General features: G+C 69.4%; 13 protein-coding genes. 7 read left to right on the top strand and 6 right to left on the bottom strand.

Going from position 1 to position 21,729, the window contains the following annotated elements; translation table 11 throughout:
* Nucleotides 1-221: 221 nt before the first annotated feature.
* On the top strand, nucleotides 222-1,256 hold the full coding sequence (locus tag LZ199_RS02990) for a formylglycine-generating enzyme family protein (RefSeq protein ID WP_253992116.1): 1,035 nt from the start codon (nucleotides 222-224) through the stop codon (nucleotides 1,254-1,256).
* A gap of 187 nt (nucleotides 1,257-1,443) precedes the next feature.
* Entirely contained in the window at nucleotides 1,444-2,514 is a 1,071-nt protein-coding gene (locus LZ199_RS02985) for an ornithine cyclodeaminase family protein (RefSeq protein ID WP_253992115.1), read from the top strand.
* Between the two features lie 3 nt (nucleotides 2,515-2,517).
* Here the strand turns inward: LZ199_RS02985 and LZ199_RS02980 are convergent, their stop codons facing one another.
* From LZ199_RS02980 to LZ199_RS02960, 5 genes are read right to left on the bottom strand one after another with little or no spacing between them, the layout of a single operon-like run.
* Nucleotides 2,518-3,516 carry an NAD(P)H-quinone oxidoreductase gene (locus tag LZ199_RS02980; protein ID WP_253992114.1) on the bottom strand — a complete coding sequence of 333 codons (999 nt, stop codon included), beginning with the start codon at nucleotides 3,514-3,516 and terminating at the stop codon, nucleotides 2,518-2,520.
* The gene (locus LZ199_RS02975; protein ID WP_253992113.1) at nucleotides 3,503-4,030 is read right to left on the bottom strand and encodes a MaoC/PaaZ C-terminal domain-containing protein; all 528 of its coding nucleotides are present in this window, start codon (nucleotides 4,028-4,030) and stop codon (nucleotides 3,503-3,505) included. Before LZ199_RS02975 ends, LZ199_RS02980 begins: the two co-directional genes overlap by 14 nt.
* Nucleotides 4,027-4,917 carry an aldolase/citrate lyase family protein gene (locus LZ199_RS02970; protein WP_253992112.1) on the bottom strand — a complete coding sequence of 297 codons (891 nt, stop codon included), beginning with the start codon at nucleotides 4,915-4,917 and terminating at the stop codon, nucleotides 4,027-4,029. The genes LZ199_RS02975 and LZ199_RS02970 overlap by 4 nt, the downstream gene beginning before the upstream one ends.
* A 20-nt stretch (nucleotides 4,918-4,937) precedes the next feature.
* Nucleotides 4,938-6,152, bottom strand: a complete 1,215-nt coding sequence (locus tag LZ199_RS02965) for an aminotransferase class I/II-fold pyridoxal phosphate-dependent enzyme (RefSeq protein WP_253992111.1) — start codon at nucleotides 6,150-6,152, stop codon at nucleotides 4,938-4,940.
* Nucleotides 6,153-6,160: 8 nt separating this feature from the next.
* Nucleotides 6,161-14,305 (bottom strand): non-ribosomal peptide synthetase, encoded by an 8,145-nt coding sequence (locus tag LZ199_RS02960; RefSeq protein ID WP_256568770.1) that lies wholly within the window; start codon nucleotides 14,303-14,305, stop codon nucleotides 6,161-6,163.
* Between the two features lie 252 nt (nucleotides 14,306-14,557).
* Between LZ199_RS02960 and LZ199_RS02955 the strand changes: the two genes are divergently transcribed.
* Nucleotides 14,558-15,733: an OmpP1/FadL family transporter gene (locus LZ199_RS02955; RefSeq protein WP_323389108.1), complete on the top strand. Its 1,176-nt coding sequence runs from the start codon at nucleotides 14,558-14,560 to the stop codon at nucleotides 15,731-15,733.
* 4 nt (nucleotides 15,734-15,737) lie between these two features.
* On the opposite strand, the gene LZ199_RS02950 is transcribed toward LZ199_RS02955, so the two are convergent.
* Entirely contained in the window at nucleotides 15,738-16,544 is an 807-nt protein-coding gene (locus tag LZ199_RS02950) for a cyclic nucleotide-binding domain-containing protein (RefSeq protein WP_253992108.1), read from the bottom strand.
* 414 nt (nucleotides 16,545-16,958) lie between these two features.
* Here LZ199_RS02950 and LZ199_RS02945 point away from each other — a divergent pair, with 414 nt between their 5' ends.
* The 4 genes from LZ199_RS02945 (at nucleotide 16,959) to LZ199_RS02930 (ending at nucleotide 21,712) form a co-directional block, all read left to right on the top strand.
* Nucleotides 16,959-17,732 carry a 2,3-dihydro-2,3-dihydroxybenzoate dehydrogenase gene (locus tag LZ199_RS02945; RefSeq protein ID WP_253992107.1) on the top strand — a complete coding sequence of 258 codons (774 nt, stop codon included), beginning with the start codon at nucleotides 16,959-16,961 and terminating at the stop codon, nucleotides 17,730-17,732.
* Nucleotides 17,733-17,879: 147 nt separating this feature from the next.
* Nucleotides 17,880-19,112, top strand: coding sequence for an isochorismate synthase DhbC (gene dhbC / locus LZ199_RS02940; protein WP_253992106.1), 1,233 nt, complete (start codon nucleotides 17,880-17,882; stop codon nucleotides 19,110-19,112).
* Nucleotides 19,109-20,740: a (2,3-dihydroxybenzoyl)adenylate synthase gene (locus tag LZ199_RS02935; protein ID WP_253992105.1), complete on the top strand. Its 1,632-nt coding sequence runs from the start codon at nucleotides 19,109-19,111 to the stop codon at nucleotides 20,738-20,740. Before dhbC ends, LZ199_RS02935 begins: the two co-directional genes overlap by 4 nt.
* A gap of 45 nt (nucleotides 20,741-20,785) precedes the next feature.
* A complete protein-coding gene (locus tag LZ199_RS02930) occupies nucleotides 20,786-21,712 on the top strand; it encodes an isochorismatase family protein (RefSeq protein ID WP_253992104.1) in 927 nt (308 codons plus the stop codon).
* Nucleotides 21,713-21,729: the final 17 nt, after the last annotated feature.

Genomic DNA, 21,729 nt, shown 5'->3' with positions numbered 1-21,729 from the left:
CGAACCGCGTTGGCGAGAGGACGTTGTCCACGCGTGCACAGGCCGCCAATCCGCGCGGCGGCCCCACGCCGGGCGCTCGCAGGACCGGGTGCCCGGGCCGCGCCTGCCCTGTGCCTCGCCTCGGGAGCCCACCCTGGAGGGCCGGCTTGTCGCCCGCGACGGGGCCGCCCAGCTTGCCGCCAGGGGACTCCTCCAGTCCCCTCCACGGAGCGAGGCGCCAGATGAGCCGCACGGATGTCGTTGAGGGAGCCGCGCCGCTGGAGTCGCGCGCACCGCGTCCTGAGAACGAGATCGACGCGAGCGCGGCGCCCGGTGAAGCGCCGTTCCCCGGCATGGCGTGGATCCCCGGGGGCACGTTCTGGATGGGCTCGGACCGCCACTATCCGGAGGAGCGGCCCGAGCACCAGGTGACGGTGAGCGGCTTCTGGATGGACCGCTGCACCGTGACGAACGCCGACTTCGCGCGCTTCGTGGAGGCGACGGGCTACCTCACCGTGGCCGAGCGCCCCCTGAATCCCGACGACTTCCCGGGCGCGGCGCCGGAGCTGCTCGTGCCCGGCGCCCTCGTGTTCCGCAAGACGGCCCAGCGCGTGGACCTGAAGGACTTGTCCCACTGGTGGGCCTACACGCCCGGCGCCTGCTGGAAGCAGCCGGAGGGCCCCGGCACCACCTGGAAGGGCCGCGAGTCACATCCCGTGGTCCACGTCGCCTACGAGGACGCGGCGGCCTATGCGGCCTGGGCCGGCAAGGCCCTCCCCAGCGAGGCCGAGTGGGAGCGCGCCGCACGCGCCGGCCTGGACCGCAAGGTCTACGTCTGGGGCGACGAGTTCTCCCCGGGAGGCCAGCAAATGGCGAACATCTGGCAAGGCGAGTTCCCCTGGCAGAACTTGAACACGGATGGATTCAAGGGGACCTCGCCAGTGGGGAGCTTCCCACCCAACGGGTATGGCCTGTTCGACATGGCGGGCAACGTCTGGGAGTGGACCACGGACTGGTTCCAGGAGCGCCACCAGGGCAACGGGGGCAAGGCGTGCTGCATCCCCGTCAATCCCCGAGGCCCTCCGTCGCACGGAGGGAGCTTCGACCCCTGCACGCCCGAGGTGAAGATTCCGCGCCGCGTCCTCAAGGGAGGAAGCCACCTCTGCGCCTCCAACTACTGCCTGCGCTACCGCCCCGCCGCACGTTCTCCGCAGGCCGTTGACAGCGGAACCACACACATCGGATTCCGCTGCATCGTTCACGTCACGGAGCGATGACCCGGCAAAATCTCCAGTTTCCGCCCGGTTGAGCCCCCCCTGTTCGCGAACACGAAAGCCCTGCTAGTTTGCGCCCCCACTACAGACCTGTGTTATCAGCAGGCCCTGTTTCGCGCGTGAGCTGCTGAAACAGTGATTCAGCCCAGGGGTATCTCGAGTGAAGAGCGACGCGACACGGACGCTGTTGGTGACTCGGTCCGACCTGCGCTGCATCGTGGAGGCGGTCGGCGCGAATGCGCTGATGGACGAACTCATCCACGCGCTGACAGAAGCGCTGCGCACCTTCGATGGTGAGCAGACGGAGGTCCGCAAACGGGACGGCTTCTTGTTGGAGTCCGCGCGCCAGCCAGGGTGTCTGGAGTGGATGCCGGTGATGCAGCGCGGGCAGGCAGTGACGGTGAAGATGGTGAGCTACAGCCCGCACAATCCCGAGGAGCGGGGGCTGCCCACCATCATCGCGACCAACAGCCTCTATGACGTGCACTCCGGCCATCTCATCGCGTTGATGGACGGCGTCTTCGCCACGGCGCTGCGCACGGGCGCGGCCTCCGCGGTGGCCACGCGCTGCCTGGCCTCGCCGGACAGCCGCGTCATCGGCCTGATTGGCTGCGGTGCCCAGGCGGTGACGCAGCTCCACGCCATCAGCCGGTTGTTCCCCATCACCGAGGTCCTCGGCTACGACACGAATCCGGAGGCGCAGGAGTCGTTCGCGCGCCGCACGGCGTTCCTCGGGCTGAACGTGAAGATCGTCCCCCTGGCGGAGCTGGAGGAGCGCTCGGACATCATCTGCACGGCCACCTCCGTCGCCGTGGGAGGCGGGCCCGTCCTCTCCGAGAAGAAGCTCAAGCCGCACGTGCACATCAACGCCGTGGGCTCGGATTTGCCCGGCAAGACGGAGCTGCCGAAGTCGCTGCTCGAGCGCAGCCTGGTGTGCCCCGACTTCACGGTGCAGTGCCTGGTGGAGGGCGAGTGCCAGCAGATCCGCCCCGACCAGGTGGGCCCGGACCTCATCACCCTGGTGAAGAACCCGGATGTGTACGAGCCGTGGCGCGAGCGCTCCACCGTGTTCGACTCCACGGGCTACGCGCTGGAGGACCAGGTCGTCACCGCGCTCTTCCTGAAGCACGCGGAGCGGCTGGGCCTGGGCACCTCGGTGGCCCTGGAGACCGTCGGTGGCGACGCGTTGGACCCCTACGCGCTGCTGCACACGCCGGAAGCCGCGCCCAAGCGGGACGTCCGCCTGGCCACGGGGAGCTGAGCGTCAGAGCTCCAGGACAATCTTCCCGAAGCTCGCGTTGGACTCCATGTGGCGGTGCGCATCCGCCACGCGCGCCAGCGGGAAGGTGGAGTCGATGACGGGGCGGACCCTGCCGGCGACGAGCTCCGGCAGCCACCGCTCCTGGAAGCGCCGCATGACGGCCAGCTTGGCGGGCAGCGGCAACGGACGCAGGGCCATGCCCTTGATTTGAAGCCGGCGCAGCACCACCTGCTTCAAGTCGATGTCGCCGCGCATCCCATCCATCAGCCCCACCAGCAGCAGGCAACCGCCCAGGCGCAGTGAGGCCAGGTTGCGCTCCAGCGCCGCGCCGCCGACGAAGTCCTCCACCACGTCCACGCCGCGCCCCTCCGTCCACCGCGCGAGCGCCGGCGCGAAGTCCTCCTGGGTGCGCACCACGCCCGCGTCCGCGCCCAGCGCGAGACACCGGCGCCTCTTCTCCTCGGTGCCCACGGTGATGAACACCCGCGCGCCCACCGAGCGCGCCACCTGGATGCAGGCGGTGCCGATTCCGCTGCCTCCCGCGTGGATGAGCACGGACTGCCCCGCGGCCAGGCCGCCAAGTTCCAGCAGGGACTCGTGCGCGGTGCAGTACGCCTCCGGCGTGGCCGCCGCCTCGACGAAGGACCAGCCCTCCGGAACGGGCACCGCCATGCCCTCTTCCATCAAACACGCCTCCGCGTACCCGCCACCATCCACCAGGCCGAAGACGCGCTGACCGGGCACGAAGGCGCGCACGCCCTGCCCCACGGCCTCCACGACACCGGCGACCTCCACGCCGAGCAACGGGCTGGTGACGTCTGGAGGCAGTGCATAGCCACCGGCGCGCTGCGTGGTGTCCGTGCGGTTGAGGGCGGAGGCGCGCACCCTGACGAGGAGCTGGCCCGGGGCGGGAGTGGGGCGAGGGAGCTCTTCCAGGTGAAGCTGCTCTGGACCTCCTGGGGTCCGCACCACCACCGCCGTCATCACTTCAGTAGTTGGCATCCACATCCACGCCATGGCGCCGCAAGGGCACGAGGAAGGAGCGCTCGAAGGTCATCACGACGGTGCCGTCCGCCTTGAGGCCCTTGGTCTCCACGGTGACGACTCCCTGCTTCGGGCGAGAGCGGGACTTCCGCTTCGCCAGCACACGGCTCTCCGCGTACAGGGTGTCCCCCACGAAGACGGGGGCCGTCAACCGGATGCGATCCCACCCGAGGTTCGCCACGCCCTTGGCACTGGTGCTGTTCAGACTCATCCCCCCGACGATGGCCAGGGTGACGAGGCTGGAGATGAGCGGCTGCTTCCACTCCGTCTTGCTGGCGTAGACGGCGTCGATGTGGAGCGGGTGGGTGTTGAGGCTCAGCAGGGACTGCCACATGTTGTCCACGTCGGTGATGGTGCGGCCCGGACGGTGCTCGAAGACGTCCCCCACCTCGAAGTCCTCGTAGAAGAGGCCGTATGTCTCACGGTAGCGCTGCTTGCCCACCTTCTTGTGGGCGGCCACCAGTTTCTTCATGAGTCTCCACTCCTGGAGCCCGCCCGGAGTTGGACGGGTGACAGGGCCTCCTCGAGCTGGACGCTGGCCAGCACGCGCCGAGCCACCGTCACCAGCGGAGGACCAATCATGCTCCCTCCGACGACGTGGATGCCTCCTTTTCCGTCCCCTGCCTGCGCGAGCACGCGCCGCGCATGGGCCACCATCTGCGCGGTGGGCCTCAGCGCGGCGTGGACGACGCCCACCTGGTCCGGGTGGATGACGATCTTCCCGGTGTAGCCCAGCGCGCAGACCCGGCGCGTCTCGTCCTCCAGCTCCGCCAGGTCCTCCAAGTCGAAGAACGGCGAGTCGATGGCGCTCACCCCGGCGATGGTCGCCGCCATGGCGATGCGGGAGCGCGCGTAGAGCAGCGGCTCCCAGGTCAGGGGCACGCCGAGCTGCGCGGACAGGTCCGCGGCGCCGAAGATGAGGCCCCGCAGGCGGGGGGTGGACATGGCGATGGCGTCCACCGCTTCCACGCCGCGCGCCGTCTCGATGATGGCCAGCAGGGACAGCTCCGGGAAGCGCTCGCCGAGCAGCGCCTCCACTTGATGCAGCTCCGAAGGGGATTCGACCTTCGGCAGCAGCAGGGCCTCCAACCGGGCGTTGGAGTCCAGGAGGGCGAGCACGTCGCGAAGGCCCGCTTCGGTGCGCAGGCTGTTGATGCGCAGGCACAAGGGGCCGCGCGGTCTCGAAGAGGACAGGTAGGAGATGGCCAGCCGGCGCGCCTCGTTCTTGAGGCTCTCGGGGACGCCATCCTCCAGGTCCAGCAATCCCATGTCCGCCCCCACCTCCACCGCCTTGTCGAAGCGCGAGGGGTCGATGGCGGGAGTCACCAGGAAGGACCTGCATTGCAAGGGCATGGTCATGATGCGCGTGGCTCCTTGGCTCAGGTGCCGGGCGAGGTCAGCTCCAGGACGACGTCACAGAGTCGCCGGAGAGCCTCGGAAGAGATGTTGGAGCGAAGCATGATGCGCAGCCCTGCCCGCCCCTTCGGGACGATGGGGAAGAACACCGCCGACGAGTAGAAGCCCCGCTCCATCAGCTTGCGCGAGTACTCCACGGCGACGGCCTCGGGCCCCACGTCGATGATCTTGATGGGGAAGTCCTCGCCCGAGGTCCGCGTGGGCACCCGCTCGTCGAAGTAGCGCACGTTGGCTCGCAGGGCCTTCTGTCGCGCGGCCAGCTCGGGGGTGCCGTGGAGGCGCGCGGAGGCCACGCTGGCGCCGATGGCGGGAATCGCCAGGCTCTGTGACCAGCCGAGCGGCCCCGCGAAGCGGCCCACCAGGTCCGCGTGCTGCGTCGGCCCGAGCATGATGGCGCCACCCGCGGTGCCGAAGCCCTTGCCCAGCGAGCCGATGATGATGGTGCGCGGGTTGACCTCGCCCGCCATCGTCGCGCGCACGTAGCCCTCTCCCGCGCCGCCGTAGATGGAGAGCGAGTGGGAGTCATCGAAGTAGAGGAACAGGCCGTACTTGTCCTGGAGGGCGAACAGGTCCTTCACGATGGCCACGCCGCCCATCGAGTAGAAGCCATCCGCGACGTACGCGACGCGCGCGTGCTTGCGGCAGAGGTCCTCCAGGAAGTTCAAGTCGTTGTGTGGCGCGGTGACGACCTGGGTCTCATCCGCGCAGATGGGCTTGATGAGGTTCATCGAGAAGTGCGCGGATTTGTCGAAGACGAGGATGGGCTTCTGTCCGTCCGGCAGCAGGTGTCCGGAGGCGATGAGGGGCAGCAGGCCCGCGCTGGCGGAGCTGGCGGAGTTGGTGACCACCGTCTTCGCGCGCCAGAGGTGCGTCAGCTCCTCCTCGAGCGCATCCAGGTCCGCCAGTCGCACGCGCAGGCGGGAGATGGACATGGTCATCGTCTTCTCCCGGGTGAGGACGTCGATGGCGCCCTGGAGCACGTCGGGGTGCGAATCGAGCCCCAGGTAGGAGCACGAGCAGGTGTTGATGAACTCACGGCCATCCGTCAGCGAGAGCGAGCCGTGTCCGGTGTTGTGCACGGACAGGTCCAACAGCCCCGCCTCTTTCGCGGCGGTGAAGGATGGATTGCCGTGGCCAATCATCGACTCCGTGTTGCGATAGCGATTCTTGAGTTCCATGACGGCGCTCACTCCTGCACTTCGAATCCGGGGACCACCGCATCGATTCCGACCGCCATGTCCGGCGACGCCAGCACCCGCTCCAGGAGCACGGTGAAGGCTTCGCGCAGCCGTCTGGGCGTGTCGGGCTCGAAGAGGTCGGTGTTGAACTCCAGCAAGCCGGAGAAGCCGTCCGCGCGCTCCTGCAGCGACAGCGTCAGCTCGTAGATGGACGCGCCCCGGTCCGCGGGCATGGGGACCAGGGTCAGCTCCGGGAGCACCAGCGCTTCCATGGGCGTGTTCTGGAGGACGAACATCACCTGGAAGAGTGGCGCCCGGTTCAGCTGTCGCTGGGGGACGAGGGTGTCCACCACCTGGTCGACAGGCACCTCCTGGTGCGCGTAGGCGCCCAGCGTGACGTCGCGGACCCGCGACAGGAGCTGGCGGAAGCTCGGGTTGCCGCGCAGGTCCACGTGCAGGGCCACGGTGTTGACGAAGAGGCCGATGAGCGACTCCAGCTCCGGCAGCGCCCGGTTGGCGATGGGCGAGCCGATGACAATCTCCTCCTGACGCGCCCGGTGACACAGCAAGGTGCCGAAGAGCGACAGGAGCGCCATGAAGGGCGTCACCCGCTCCCGCTGGCAGAGCAGGTTGAGGGCGTCGCTGCGCGCGCGGCCCAGCGATACGGAGATCGACGTGCCGTTGAACGTGCGGGTATCGGGCCGGGGCTTGTCGACGGGGAGGTTGAGCAGCTTCGGGGCCTTGGCCAGGGCGCCGCGCCAGTAGTCGAGCCGGGTCTCCAGCTCCGCGCCGGAGAGCCACCGGCGCTGCCAGGCCGCGTAGTCCGGATACTGGATGTCGAGCGGCGGCAGCGTGGGCGTCTCGCCCCGCGCGAAGGCGGAGTACAGGTGCACCACCTCGCGGGTGATGATGCTCTCCGACCAGCCATCCGAGAGGATGTGGTGCTTGCTGAAGATGAACAGGTGCTCGTCATCCGCCAGTCGGATGAGCGAGCCGCGCACGAGCGGCCCTCGCGTGAGGTCGAAGGGCCGGCGCGCATCCTCCGCGATGCGCCGGAGCAGCTCCGTCTCCGCGTCCTCCCGCCCCCGGAAGTCCTCCAGCGGCAGGTCGATTCGCATCGACTCGGCGACCTTCTGAACCGGCCTGCCGTCCTCCTCGCTGAACGTGGTGCGCAGCGACGCGTGGCGATCCACCAGTCCCTGGACCGCGGCGCGGAGCGCATCCAACTTCAGCGCGCCCTTGAACCGGTACGCCGCGGGCTGGTTGTAGGCCGTGGACGTGGGGTTCGCCTTGAACAACCGCCACAGTCGCTCCTGGGAGTAGGACAGCGGCGGGAGTGAGTCGCGCGACGCGCGCACCAGCGGAGGCAGCACGCTCAGCGGCTCACGCGGCGAGGACTCGAGTCGTCTGGCCAGCGCGGCGACGGAGGGCGCTTCGAACAACGTCTTGAGGTGCACCTCCGCCTTGAGCTGGGAGCGGAGGCGGGACACCAACTGGGTCGCCAGCAGGGAATGGCCGCCCATGCTGAAGAAGCTGTCGGTGACGCTGACGCGCGGCAGCTTCAACACCGAGGCGAACGCCTCCGCCAACCGCGCTTCCATCTCATCTCTCGGCGCCACGAAGGGCGCCGCGCCGCGCAGGCTCTCCACGTTCGGTGCTGGCAGCTTGCCTCGCGCCAGCTTCCCACTCGGCGTCAGCGGCAATGCCTCCAGCTTCATCAACGCGGGGGGCACCATGTGCTCCGGCAGCTTCCTCGCCAGCGCCTCGCGCAGCACCTCCGGCTCCCACGCCGCCCCCGCCCTCAGCACCACGTACCCCACCAGTCGCTTGTCCCCGGGCGCGTCCTCATGCACTCCCGCCGCCGCGTCCCTCACTCCGGCCAACTCCCGCAGCGCCGCCTCCACCTCGCCCAGCTCCACCCGGAAGCCCCGCACCTTCACCTGCGCGTCGAGTCGGCCCAGGAACTCCACCACTCCGTCCCCTCGCCACCTCGCCCTGTCTCCCGTCCGGTACAGCCTCGCCCCCGCCTCTCGCGTGTACCCGTCCGGTACGAAGCGCCTCGCCGTCAGCTCCGCCCTCTCGTGGTAGCCCTGCGCCAGCTGTGCTCCGCCGATGTAGAGCTCTCCCGCCACGCCAATCGGACACAGCCTCCCCTGCCCGTCCAACACCAGCAGCTTGGTGTCTGGCAGCGGCACCCCAATGGGCGGCAGCCTGGGCCAGCTCGCTGGCGGCCCCTTCAGCCGGTGCGCGCTCACCACGTGCGTCTCCGACGGGCCGTACTGGTTCTCCAGCACGCACCCCGGCAGCTTCTCGAAGAGGGCCACCACCGCGGGCGTCACCTGCAGCTGCTCTCCCGCCGTCACCACCTCCCTCAACGTCGACGGCACGCTCGCCCCGTGCGCCACCGCGTCCGCCAGCGCCTGCAGCGCGACGAAGGGCAGGAAGAGTCGCTCCACCCGGTGACTCACCATGAAGTCCAGCAGTGCTGGCACGTCCTGCCTCAGCGCCGCCGGCGGCACCACCAGCGTCCCGCCCGCGCTCCACGTCGAGAAGATTTCCTGGAATGACACGTCGAAGCTCAGCGACGCGAACTGCAACGTCGTCGCCTCCGCCTTCACCGAGTGCGCCCGCTGCCACAGCAGCAGGTTGCACAGCGCCGCGTGCGACAGCGCCACCCCCTTCGGCTTGCCCGTGCTCCCCGACGTGTACACCACGTAGCAGGTGCCTCCCGGCGGCACCGCCCTCGGGGGCGTCATGTCCGGCCGCTTCGCCACCTCCCCCGCTTCTTCATCCACGCACAGCGCCAGCGGGTGCGCCCACTTCGGCAAGGCCTCCCGCTGACTCACCTTCGTCAGCACCCTCACCACCTTCGCATCCCCCACCATGTACCCCAGCCGCTCCGCCGGGTACTTCGTGTCCAGCGGCACGTACGCCGCACCCGCCTTCAATATCCCCAGCACCCCCACCATCTGCTCCAGCGAGCGCTCCATGCACAGCCCCACCCGGTCCCCCGCCCCTACCCCCGCCGCCCCCAGGTGCCACGCCAGTTGATTCGCCCGCTTCTCCAACTGCGCGTACGTCAGCCGCGCGCCTCCAAACACCACCGCCACCGCCTCGGGTGTCCTCGCCGCCTGTGCCTCCACCAGCTCGTGCGCGCAGACCTCCCAGCGCGGTCCCGTCGCGGAGGTGTTCCAGGCTTCCAGCACCAGCCGCCGGTCCGCGTCGGAGACGAGCGGCAGTCCGGACACGCGTTGGAGCGGATTGGCGATGGCGCCTTCGAGCAGCCGTTGCAGGTGTGCCACGAGGCGCTCGGCGGACGCGGGCTCGTAGAGGTCCGTGCGGTACTCCAGCGTGCCCGTGAGACCGGTGGGCGTCTCGCGGAGCATCAGCGTGAAGTCGAACTTCGACGTGCCGCTGTTCACGTCCACGTGTTCGAAGGAGAGCCCCGGCGTGGCCAGCTCCATGGGCGGAGTGTTGAGCAACACCATCGCCACCTGGAAGAACGGCGTGTGTCCCGGCAGGCGCTCCGGCTGAAGCACTTCCACCAGCTTCTCGAACGGCACGTCCTGGTGTGAGTACGCGCCCAGCGTCGTCTCGCGCACGCGCCCCAACAACTCGCGGAACGTCGGGTCGCCGTCCAGCTTCGTGCGCAGCACCAGCGTGTTCACGAAGAAGCCGATGAGCTCCTCGGTCTCCATCTGCTGGCGACCCGCGATGGGCGCACCCACGCAGATGTCGTCCTGCCCCGAGTACCGCGACAACAAGGCCTGGAGGCCCGCGAGCAGTCCCATGAACAGCGTGGCGCCCTCTCGCTGGCACAGGCTCACGAGGCCCCGCGTCAGCTCCCGGGAGAACTCCACCTTGAGCACCGTGCCCGGATTGCGAGCATCCAGGGGGCGAGGCCGGTCCGTGGGAAGCTCCAGTGAAGCGGGGGCCCCTTCGAGCTGTTGCTTCCACCAGGCGAGCTGCCGCTCCAGGACGTCTCCCTGGAGCCACTCGCGCTGTTGGACGGCGTAGTCCACGTATTGGAGGCCCAGCTCCGACAGCGGGGAATGCCGCCCCACGCTGAAGGCCTCATAGAGGGTGACGACCTCTCGGATGAGTACGGCGATGGACCAGGCGTCCGCGATGATGTGGTGCATCGTCACGAGCAAAAGGTGCTCGTGGGCGTCAAGCCGCACCAGCCCCGTACGAAGCAGGGGGCCGCGCGTCAAATCGAACGGCCGTCGGGCCTCGGCCCAGACCAGCCGCAGCGCCTCTGCTTCCTTCTCGGACTCCGGCAGCGACGCCAGGTCCTGAAGCGGCAGTCGCATCCGCGGAGGCGCTCTGAGGGAGATGACCTGGACGGGCTTGCCCTCGCGGGATTGGAAGACGGTGCGCAGGGACTGATGGCGTCGCACCAGCTCCGTGAAGGCCCGCTCCAGGGCCGGCACATCCAGGGCCCCCTTCAACCGGAGCGCGGCGGGGATGTTGTAGAGCGGGCTGCCGGGCCTGTACTGGTCCAGGAACCACAGCCGCTGCTGGGCAAAAGAGAGCATCTCTTCCTCCGTGTCTCCCTGCTCGTTTGAACTTCGGATCCGAGCCCGCGCTCGCGCGAGCATCGACTGAGGAGCGTTTCCCGGCTGGAGCCGCACATCCGTCTCGATGCGCTTCGCCAGCGCCGCGACGGAAGGCGCTTCGAAGAGGGTCCGCAGGGGGACCTCCGCCTTGAGCAGCGAGCGGATGCGCGCCACCACCTGTGTCGCCAGCAGGGAATGGCCGCCCATGCTGAAGAAGCTGTCGGTGACGCTGACGCGCGGCAGCTTCAGTACCGAGGCGAAGGCCTCCGCCAGTTGCTCCTCGAGAGTGTCTCGTGGCGCCACGAAGGGCGCCGCGCCGCGCAGGCTCTCCACGTTCGGTGCCGGCAGCTTCCCCCGAGCCAGCTTCCCGCTCGGCGTCAGCGGCAATGCCTCCAGCTTCATCAACGCGGGGGGCACCATGTGCTCCGGCAGCTTCCTCGCCAGCGCCTCGCGCACCACCTCCGGCTCCCATGCGGCCCCCGCCCTCAGCACCACGTACCCCACCAGCCGCTTGTCCCCGGGCGCGTCCTCATGCACTCCCGCCGCCGCGTCCCTCACTCCGGCCAGCTCCCTCAGCGCCGCCTCCACCTCGCCCAGCTCCACCCGGAAGCCCCGCACCTTCACCTGCGCGTCCAGCCGGCCCAGGAACTCCACCACTCCGTCTCCCCTCCACCTCGCCCTGTCTCCCGTCCGGTACAGCCTCGCCCCCGCCTCGCGCGTGTACCCGTCCGGCACGAAGCGCCTCGCCGTCAGCTCCGCCCTCTCGTGGTAGCCCTGCGCCAGCTGTGCTCCGCCGATGTAGAGCTCCCCCGCCACTCCAATCGGACACAGCCTCCCCTGCCCGTCCAACACCAGCAGCTTGGTGTCCGGCAGCGGCACCCCAATCGGCGGCAGTCTGGGCCAGCTCGCCGGTGGCCCCTTCAGCCGGTGCGCGCTCACCACGTGCGTCTCCGAGGGGCCGTACTGGTTCTCCAGCACGCACCCCGGCAGCTTCTCGAAGAGGGCCACCACCGCGGGCGTCACCTGCAGCTGCTCTCCCGCCGTCACCACTTCCCTCAACGTCGACGGCACGCTCGCCCCGTGCGCCACCGCGTCCGCCAGCGCCTGCAGCGCGACGAAGGGCAGGAAGAGTCGCTCCACCCGGTGACTCACCATGAAGTCCAGCAGCGCTGGCACGTCCTGCCTCAGCGCCGCCGGCGGCACCACCAGCGTCCCGCCCGCGCTCCACGTCGAGAAGATTTCCTGGAAGGACACGTCGAAGCTCAGCGACGCGAACTGCAACGTCGTCGCCTCCGCCTTCACCGAGTGCGCCCGCTGCCACAGCAGCAGGTTGCACAGCGCCGCGTGCGACAGCGCCACGCCCTTCGGCTTGCCCGTGCTCCCCGACGTGTACACCACGTAGCAGGTGCCTCCCGGTGGCACCGCCCTCGGGGGCGTCATGTCCGGCCGCTTCGCCACCTCCCCCGCTTCTTCATCCACGCACAGCGCCAGCGGGTGCGCCCACTTCGGCAAGGCCTCCCGCTGACTCACCTTCGTCAGCACCCTCACCACCTTCGCATCCCCCACCATGTACCCCAGCCGCTCCGCCGGGTACTTCGTGTCCAGCGGTACGTACGCCGCCCCTGCCTTCAGTATCCCCAGCACCCCCACCATCTGCTCCAGCGAGCGCTCCATGCACAGCCCCACCCTGTCCCCCGCCCCTACCCCCGCCGCGCCCAGGTGCCACGCCAGCTGATTCGCTCGCTTCTCCAGCTGCGCGTACGTCAGCCGCGCGCCGCCGAACACCACCGCCACCGCCTCGGGTGTCCTCGCCGCCTGTGCCTCCACCAGCTCGTGCGCACAGACCTCGATTCGCGACTCGGTGGACGTCGCGTTCCAGGTGTCCAGCACGAGCCGGCGATCCACCTCCGTCACGAGGGACAGCTCGGACAGGCGCAGCTGGGGGGCAAGCACCGCCCGCTCCAGCACACGCTCCAGATGCGTCACCAGTCGCTCGGCGGACGCGGGCTCGTAGAGGTCCGTGCGGTACTCCAGCGTCCCGGACAGTCCCGTCGACGTCTCGCTCAGCGTCAACGTGAAGTCGAACTTCGACGTGCCGCTGTCCACGTCCAGCGGACGGAAGCGCAGTCCCGGGCTCTCCAGCGCCGCCATGGGCGTGTTGACCAGGACCAGCGCCACCTCGAAGAACGGCGTGCGCTTGGGCTGGCGCTCCGGCTGGAGCACCTCCACCAGCTTCTCGAACGGCACGTCCTGGTGGGAGTACGCGCCCAGCGTCGTCTCGCGCACGCGCCCCAACAGCTCGCGGAACGTCGGGTCGCCGTCCAGCTTCGTGCGCAGCACGAGCGTGTTCACGAAGAAGCCGATCAATCCTTCCGTCTCTGGAGAGGTGCGTCCCGCGACAGGAGCGCCAACACAGATGTCGTCCTGGCCCGAGTACCGCGACAACAACACCTGGAGCCCCGCCAGAAGTCCCATGAACAACGTGGCCCCCTCCTGGCGACAGAAGCCACGCAGCATGCGGACCAGCCCCACCGGCAGCTCCACCTTGAGCACCGCCCCGGAGTTCGACGCCCCGGCGACACGAGGATGGTCTGTGGGAAGCTCCAGCGCGGACGGAGCCCCCTCCAGCTGCTGGCGCCACCACGTGAGCTGTCGCTCCAGCGCCTCGCCCCGAAGCCGCTCGCGCTGTCGCACCGCGTGGTCCACGTACTGGAGGGAGAGCTCCGGCAGTGGCGATGGCCAGCCCGCGCTGAACGCCTCGTAGAGCGCCACCACCTCCCGGATGAGCACGGAGATGGACCACGCATCCGAGATGATGTGGTGCATCGTGACGACGGCCACGTGCTCGCGCTCCGTCAGCCGCAGCAACCGCGCGCGCAAGAGCGGCCCGCGCACCAGGTCGAACGGACGCCGCGCCTCCTCACGCACGGCGCGCAGGGCGATGGCCTCCCGCTCCACTTCCGGCAGGTAGCGCAGGTCCTCCACCTCCAGGGCCATGGGCGCGTTGCCCGCGTGAGCCACCACCTGGAGCGGCCGGCCGTCTCGCGCGGGAAACACCGTGCGCAACGATTGATGTCGACACACCAGCTCCGTGAACGCGCGCTCCAGCGCCGCCACGTCGAGCGTGCCTTCCAGCCGCAGCGCGGCCGGCAGGTTGTAGAGCGGACTGCCCGGCGCGTACTGGTCCAGGAACCACAGCCGCTGCTGCGCGAAGGACAGCTCCGCCTGCCGCTCGCACGGCACCAGCGACGACGGCCGCTCCCCGCGCGACGCGTGCAGCGGCTCCAGCTCCTCGCCGGGCTGCAACGCCACCAGCGCGTCGATGCGTCCCGCCAGCGCTGACACCGTCACCAGGTCGAACATCTCCTGCAGCGACAGCTCGACTCGAAGCGACGTCCGGATGCGCGAGAGCACCTGTGTCGCGAGCAGCGAGTGGCCACCCAGCTCGAAGAAACTGTCGAGCGCGCCCACCTGCGAGATGTTCAACACCTCACTCCAGATGTGCGCGACAGCGCGTTCGGTCTCGGTGCGGGGTTCCACCGCACGGGTGACGCTTCGCTCTACGAGGAGGTCCTGGGAGCGTGGCTGGGTCATGAGTGGGCCCTGGAGAGGGGAGTCCAGGCAAAACAAGTCTTACTTAGAAAACCTGTGTAATTGCACGCACCCCCCTACCAAGGACGAGCGGTTCACACTTGAGCGCGTGGTGTACGCCTGACCCGGGGATGCAGCGTTCAGGGCAGGGCTTCCGGAAAATTGTTCCAAGCCTGGATGCCCGGCGCACTGCGCCAAAGCAGACTGTCCTATAGTGCGCGATTCAAACCGACCATGAAGACAACGCTCTCACTCATGACGCTCCTCGCCGCGGGTGTAAGCCAGGCCGCGGGGTTTCAGATCGACACGCAGAGCGCTCGCGCCACGGGCCTGGGCAATGCGGCCACGGCGTGGATGGAGGACTCGTCCGCCATCTATTCCAACGCGGCCAACATCCTCGGCGTGAAGACGTTGGACATCACCGTCGGAGACACCGGCATCCTCCCGCTTCTGGAGTTCACGCCGACGGGCGGCTCCACGCAGGGACAGAAGCTGACGGTGTCACCACCGCCGCATGTCTTCGCGGTGTTTCGCCCCTTCGAGAAGCTCGCGTTCGGCGTGGGCGCCTACGCGCCCTATGGCGCGCGCAGCCACTGGGAAGACGACTTCGTGGGACGCTTCCGCGGGCAGCAGTCGAACCTCGCCGCGTACTACATCAACCCCACCGTCGCGTATCAGCTCCACGACGCCATCCGCGTGGGCGCGGGCGTGGACATCGTTCGCTCCACGGTGGAGATCCGCCGGGCGCTGAACTTCCTGGACAGCGAGGGCTCCGTCCACCTGGGCGGCGGCGCGTGGGGCGTGGGCTTCAACGCGGGGCTCCAGGCGGAGCTGCTGCCGGGTGAGCTGACGCTGGGCGTGCACTACCGCAGCTCCGTCGCCGTCACCTTCGAGGGACAGGCCGACTTCCAGAACATCCCGGTGGAGTTCCAGCAGCGCATGACGGACCAGCGCGTGAGCGCGGACGTCACCTTCCCCGCCACGCTCGCCATCGGCCTGGCCTTCTACCCGATGGAGCGACTGACGGTGGCGCTGGACGCCCAGGTCACCTACTGGTCCAGCTTCGAGGCGCTGGCCATCGAGTTCCCCGACACGCCCGCGCTCAACAACCCCATCGCCAAGACGTGGTCGACGAAGGCGAAGTATCACCTGGGCGCCGAGTACGCCGTCACGCCCCAGCTCCAGGCGCGCGCGGGCCTCGTCGCGGACCTGTCACCCAGCCCCTCCGAGACGCTGACGCCGGACCTGCCGGACGCGGACCGCTTCAAGGTGGCCATCGGCGCGGGCTACACCACGCCCTCCGGCCTGCGCGCGGACGTGGGCTACCAGTTCGTGTTCCTCGCGGACACGGAGAGCACCGCGCCGGGCATGGAGGGCAACTACTCCGGCTCCGCGCACGTGCTCGGCGTGACGCTCGGCTACGCGCTGTAGGCCCTCAGTCCACCGGCTGGGTGATGACCTCCATCGTCCGGTGCATGCGCTGCATCCCCAGCCTCACCAGCGCGCGGCGCATCTCCGCCTGCCCCCAGAAGTGCTTGCGGAACACCTCCCGGTCCAACCGCAGCAGCGTGCAGGGCGTCAGCGTCCTCACCGTCGCGGTGGCGCGGCGCCCTCGCAGCAGGGACACCTCACCGAAGACGTCCCCTTCCACCATGTCCGGATACGACGTGGTGCGTCCGCCCGCGTGCGTGTGGAAGACGCCGCAGCGGCCTCGCAGCAGGATGTAGAGCGCCTCGCCCGGACTGCCGTAGGTGAGCAGCTGCTCGCCGGCCTCCACCGAGCAGGGCTCGAGCGCGCTCCCCAACTGCGTCCACAGCTCCGGCGACAGCTCGTTCAAGAGCGCGCTGCCACTCAGCGCATCCGCGAGCAGCCGCTCCCGACACCGCATGGCCACCACCGGCGCCACCAGCCCGTGCCGCGCGCCCATCAGCGTCAGGCCCGTGCGCGACAGCTCCCGCAGCACCGTGCGCTCCAGCGTGACGACGCTCGCCGTCCGCGGGCAGTTCGTCAGCAGCGCCAGCTCCCCGAAGAAGCCTCCTCCCGCCAGTTGCCCCACCTGGCGCCCCTCGCGAGGACCCGCCTCGCGGTACACCCCCACCTTGCCTTCCAGGATGACGAACATGGACGAGCCCGCGTCTCCTTCGCGCACCACCACGCGGCCCGCGGGCAGGAACCGCGTCCACACGGGGAGTGGAGCGGCGCCGACGGGGGACGCCTCCGGCGCGGGGATGGTCGCCCCCACGCGCACAGGCGATTCCCTGAATTCCCCAGACGCGTCAGGTTGGACTTCCAGGGTCGAAAACGGATGTGGAGAAGCCAGTCGCGCCATGCTGCCCCCCTCGGTGGCGATGCATGACAAACGCAGACGCCCTCAATCCGTGACTCAGTGAACGCGTTCACACCGCGGATGCCCAGCACCGCCAAGGGGTTTCCCGCCCCAGGTGGTCCGGATGGACCAGGGTGATTCTCCCGCCCTCATAGGACAGCAATCCCTTGCATCTCCTTTGGGTTGGAAACATCTCGACGCCTTCGCCCCCGGGTCTCACCACTCTTGACACGACCGGTCGAGCATGGCACTAGTCGCCCAATAATGAGAATCATTCTCATTATTCCTCTTTCCCCGGGGCCCCCCGGGTTCCAGAAAGCGAAGGGCCTGATGGGAGACACACCGCGAGTGGCACTGGTGACGGGTGCCGCGCAAGGCATCGGCGCCGAGGTCGCGCGGGTGTTGGCTTCCGAGGCCATTATCGCCGCGCTCGACACGAACGCGGAGGGGCTCCTGTCGCTGGTGGCGGAGCTGCGCGGCAAGGGCCAGAAGGCCACGGCCTGGCCGGTCAGCGTGAGTGACGGCGCCGCGGTGGAGACCGTCGTCGAGCGAATCGAGCGGGAGCTGGGTCCCATCCACACGCTGGTCAACGTGGCGGGCGTGTTGCGGATGTCTCCCGTCGTGTCCTTGAGCGACGAGGACTGGGCGACGACCTTCGGGGTGAACACGAACGGTGTGTTCCATGTTTCGCGCGCGGTGGCCCGGCGCATGGTGCCGCGCCGCGCGGGCGTCATCGTCACCGTGGGCTCCAACGCCGCGGGGACGCCTCGCATGCAGATGGCCGCGTATGCCGCATCCAAGGCCGCCTCCACCATGTTCACCAAGTGCCTGGGGCTGGAGCTGGCCGAGTACGGCATCCGCTGCAACGTGGTGTCGCCGGGCTCCACCGACACCGCCATGCAGCGCGGCATGTGGAAGGACGAGCACGGCGCCCAGGCCGTCATCGCCGGCGCCTCGGAGACGTTCCGCGTGGGCATCCCCCTGCGGCGCATCGCCTCGCCTCGCGACATCGCGGAGGCGGTGCAGTTCCTCGCCTCGGACCGCGCCCGCCACATCACCATGCATGACCTCTGTGTCGACGGCGGCGCCACGCTGGGCGTCTGACACCGCAACCCCCTCCCCCACCCGCAGCCCGGTGGATTCGAGTGGGCCAAAGTTGAGAATGATTATCAGGATCGATATTAAAGTGACAAGTTCGCTCCGAGGCGATGCCCGCGCTGCGGGATGGGCGCTCGGAACAGGAGGTTGGCCGTGAAGACGACCGAACGCGCAGTGGCACCCCAGAAGCTGGCCGCGCAGTTGCTCGAGAGCTACGAAGCGGGCTCCTCATTCTTCTTCGCCTCGCCTCGCCGCACCTTGCTGGCGCAGGGCACCTTCGCGACGGTGCCGCACGTGGGCGGGGCCAGCTCGTTGGAGCGGCTGCCCGAGCGCGTGGCGGCGGTGCTCAGCGAGGCGCGGCAGGCGGACCATGACATCCCAGTGGCGGTGGGCGCGGTGCCCTTCGACGGGAGCGTCCCCGCGCAGCTCGTGGTGCCGATGACCATCCAGCGCGCGGGCCCGCTGGTGTTCGACGACGTGGCGATGCCGTTCCAGGGCGTGCCCACGCGCTACACCGTGCAACCCGTGCCGGAGCCGGCCGCGTACCTGGACGGCGTGGCGCAGGCGCTGAAGCTGATGGAGAGCGGCCCCTTGCGCAAGGTCGTGCTGTCGCGCTCGCTGCACCTGAGCGCCACCACGCCCATCGACCTGCAGCGGCTCCTGCACAACCTGGCCAGGCGCAACCCGTCCGGCTACACCTTCGCGGCGGACCTGCCCACGCGGCCGGGGATGGTGCCTGGCGAGGGCCGGCGCACGCTGATTGGCGCGAGCCCGGAGCTGCTGGTGTCCCGCTCCGGGATGCAGGTGCTGGCCAACCCGCTGGCGGGCTCGATTCCGCGCAGCATGGACCCGGTGGAGGACCAGGCCCGCGCGGCGGGACTGCTCCAGTCCCCCAAGGATCTGCACGAGCACGCGGTGGTCATCGACGCGGTGGCGGAGGCGATGCGGCCGTTCTGCAAGACGCTGGACGTGCCCGCGAAGCCGTCGCTCGTCAGCACGCAGACGATGTGGCACCTGTCCAGCCGCATCGTCGGTGAGCTGGCGGACCCGTCCATCACGTCGCTGACGCTCGCCGTCGCGCTCCACCCCACCCCGGCTGTCTGTGGCTACCCGACGGAGCTGGCGCACGCGGCCATCGGCCACATCGAGCCCTTCGAGCGCGGCTACTACACGGGCACCGTGGGCTGGTGCGACGTGAATGGTGACGGCCAGTGGGCGGTGACCATCCGCTGCGCGGAGGCCGACGAGAACTCGCTGCGGCTGTTCGCGGGCGCGGGCATCGTCGTGGGCTCCAAGCCGGAGTCGGAGCTGGCGGAGACCGAGGCGAAGTTCCGCACGATGCTGGTCGCCATGGGGCTGAGCCAGGGCGTCGAGGTGAAGCCGTGAGCCAGGGTGACTCGCGGCTGCCGGGCTGCCCCACGTGGCCCCAGGATTACGCGGAGCGCTACCGCCGCGCGGGCTACTGGAAGGGAGAGACCTTCGGGAAGATGCTGCGCGAGCGCGCCGAGCGCCATGGCGAGCGCACGGCGCTGGTGTCCGGCAAGGAGCGCTGGACGTACCGCGAGCTGGACGCGCGCGTGGACCGGCTGGCCGCGGGTCTCAAGGGCCTGGGCATCAAGTCCCAGGACCGCGTGGTGGTGCAGCTGCCCAACATCGGCGCGTTCCACGAGGTGTGCTTCGCCCTCTTCCGCCTGGGGGCCCTGCCCGTCTTCGCGCTGCCCGCGCACCGCGCTTCTGAGATTGGCTACTTCTGCGAGTTCACCGAGGCGGTCGCCTACGTCATCGCCGACCGTCATGGCGGCTTCGACTACCGCACCCTCGCCGCCAGCGTGAAGGCGAAGACGCCGTCGCTCCAGCACGTCATCGTCGTGGGCGACGCGGGGCCCTTCACCTCGCTGGAGAGCCTGTACGCCGCCCAGCCCGTGGCGCTGACGGAGCCGCGTCCGGACGACGTCGCGTTCTTCCAGCTCTCCGGTGGCAGCACGGGCGTGCCCAAGCTGATTCCCCGCACGCACGATGACTACCTGTACAGCCTGCGCGCCAGCGCGGAGATCTGCCAGCTGGACACGTCGAGCGTGTACCTGTGCGCGCTGCCCGCGGCGCACAACTTCCCCATGAGCTCGCCGGGCGTGTTCGGTACGTTCTACGCGGGCGGCGCCTCCGTGCTGGCCCTGCACCCGAGCCCCGACGCGGCCTTCCCGCTCATCGAGCAGGAGAAGGTCACCATCACCGCGCTGGTGCCGCCCCTGGCCATGGTGTGGATGGACGCGGCCAAGGCGCGCCGACATGACCTGTCCAGCCTGCGAGTGCTCCAGGTGGGCGGCGCCAGGTTCAGCGCGGAGGCCGCCGCGCGCGTGAAGCCCACGCTGGGCTGCACCGTGCAGCAGGTCTTCGGCATGGCCGAGGGCCTGGTCAACTACACGCGCCTGGACGACTCCGAGGAGCGCATCGTCAACACCCAGGGCCGCCCCATCAGCGCCGACGACGAGCTTCGCATCGTCGACGAGGACGGCCACGACGTGGCGACGGGCGAGACGGGCCAGCTGCTCACGCGCGGGCCGTACACCATCCGCGGCTACTACAAGGCGGAGGCGCACAACGCGCGGGCCTTCACCTCGGACGGCTTCTACTGCACCGGAGACCTGGTGCGGATGACCGCGGACGGCTACCTCGTGGTGGAGGGCCGGGCGAAGGATCAGATCAACCGGGGCGGCGACAAGGTCGCGGCCGAGGAAGTGGAGAACCACCTCCTGGCTCACCCGGAGGTCCACGACGCCGCCGTCGTCTCCATGCCGGACGCCTTCCTGGGCGAGCGCACCTGCGCGTTCGTCATCCCCCGGGGCACGCCTCCCGCCGCCACGTCGCTGACCTCGTTCCTGCGGGAGCGGGGCCTGGCGGCCTTCAAGATTCCGGACCGGGTCGAGTTCGTCGAGACGTTCCCCAAGACGGGCGTCGGCAAGGTCAGCAAGAAGGCGCTCCGCGAGACGCTGAGCCGCCCCACCGCTCCCCGCTGACACGCACCCTCCCCCCTCTCCTTCGCTCCAGAAAAGGACCCCCTCATGGCGCTCCCCGCCATCACCCCCTACGCGATGCCCGGTGCCGCCGACCTGCCGAAGAACAAGGTCGCGTGGACGCCCGACCCCAAGCGGGCCGTGATGCTCATCCACGACATGCAGCGCTACTTCGTGGACGCGTTCACCCCTGGCCAGTCCCCCGTGAAGGAGCTGGTCCCCAACATCCAGCGCCTGCGCGCGCACTGCCTCTCGCTGGGAATCCCCATCGTCTACTCCGCGCAGCCGGGCGGCCAGACGCCGGAGCAGCGCGGCCTGCTGCTCGACTTCTGGGGCGGCGGCATCAACGGCGGTCCGCTCCAGAAGCAGATCATCGACGCGCTCACGCCCGGCGAAGGTGACATCCAGCTCACCAAGTGGACCTACAGCGCGTTCCGTCGCACGGACCTGATGGAGGTGATGCGCGCGCGCGGCAAGGACCAGCTCATCATCTGCGGCATCTATGCGCACATCGGCTGCCTGCAGACGGCCAGCGATGGCTTCATGAGCAACATCCAGCCCTTCCTCGTCGCGGATGCGCTGGGCGACTTCTCCCTGGCGCACCACCAGCTCGCGCTCAGCTACGCGTCGCAGCTGTGCGCCGTCACCACCACCACGCAGCAGGTCATCGACTCGCTGGGCGTGCCCGCCGTCAAGGGCGCTCCCGGCCTGAGCCAGCACCAGGTGCGCGCGGATGTCGCGGAGCTGATGCAGCAGTCCGTGCTGGAGCTCAACGAGGACGCGAACCTGCTCGAGCTGGGCCTCGACTCCATCCGGCTGATGAGCCTGGTGGAGCGCTGGCGGAGCGCGGGCGCCGAGGTCACCTTCGTGGAGCTGGCGGAGCGGCCGACCCTCACGGAGTGGTACGCGCTGCTGCGCGCCATGCCCCTTCCTCCGCCGGACGCGAACCCCGTCCACGCGGCCCTCCAGCGCTGAGCGCTGCCCTCGGAGCG

Source organism: Myxococcus qinghaiensis, assembly GCF_024198215.1.
Taxonomy (GTDB): Bacteria; Myxococcota; Myxococcia; order Myxococcales; family Myxococcaceae; genus Myxococcus; species Myxococcus qinghaiensis.
The sequence above is the reverse complement of the archived record's forward strand: the minus strand, read 5'-3'. Positions and strand labels throughout refer to the sequence as shown.

Coding starts and splice junctions, on each gene's coding strand:
- LZ199_RS02990 (WP_253992116.1), top strand. CDS start 222: ATGAGCCGCACGGATGTCGTTGAGGGAGCCGCGCCGCTGGAGTCGCGC.
- LZ199_RS02980 (WP_253992114.1), bottom strand. CDS start 3,516: ATGCCAACTACTGAAGTGATGACGGCGGTGGTGGTGCGGACCCCAGGA.
- LZ199_RS02975 (WP_253992113.1), bottom strand. CDS start 4,030: ATGAAGAAACTGGTGGCCGCCCACAAGAAGGTGGGCAAGCAGCGCTAC.
- LZ199_RS02970 (WP_253992112.1), bottom strand. CDS start 4,917: ATGACCATGCCCTTGCAATGCAGGTCCTTCCTGGTGACTCCCGCCATC.
- LZ199_RS02965 (WP_253992111.1), bottom strand. CDS start 6,152: ATGGAACTCAAGAATCGCTATCGCAACACGGAGTCGATGATTGGCCAC.
- LZ199_RS02960 (WP_256568770.1), bottom strand. CDS start 14,305: ATGACCCAGCCACGCTCCCAGGACCTCCTCGTAGAGCGAAGCGTCACC.
- LZ199_RS02955 (WP_323389108.1), top strand. CDS start 14,558: ATGACGCTCCTCGCCGCGGGTGTAAGCCAGGCCGCGGGGTTTCAGATC.
- LZ199_RS02945 (WP_253992107.1), top strand. CDS start 16,959: ATGGGAGACACACCGCGAGTGGCACTGGTGACGGGTGCCGCGCAAGGC.
- LZ199_RS02930 (WP_253992104.1), top strand. CDS start 20,786: ATGGCGCTCCCCGCCATCACCCCCTACGCGATGCCCGGTGCCGCCGAC.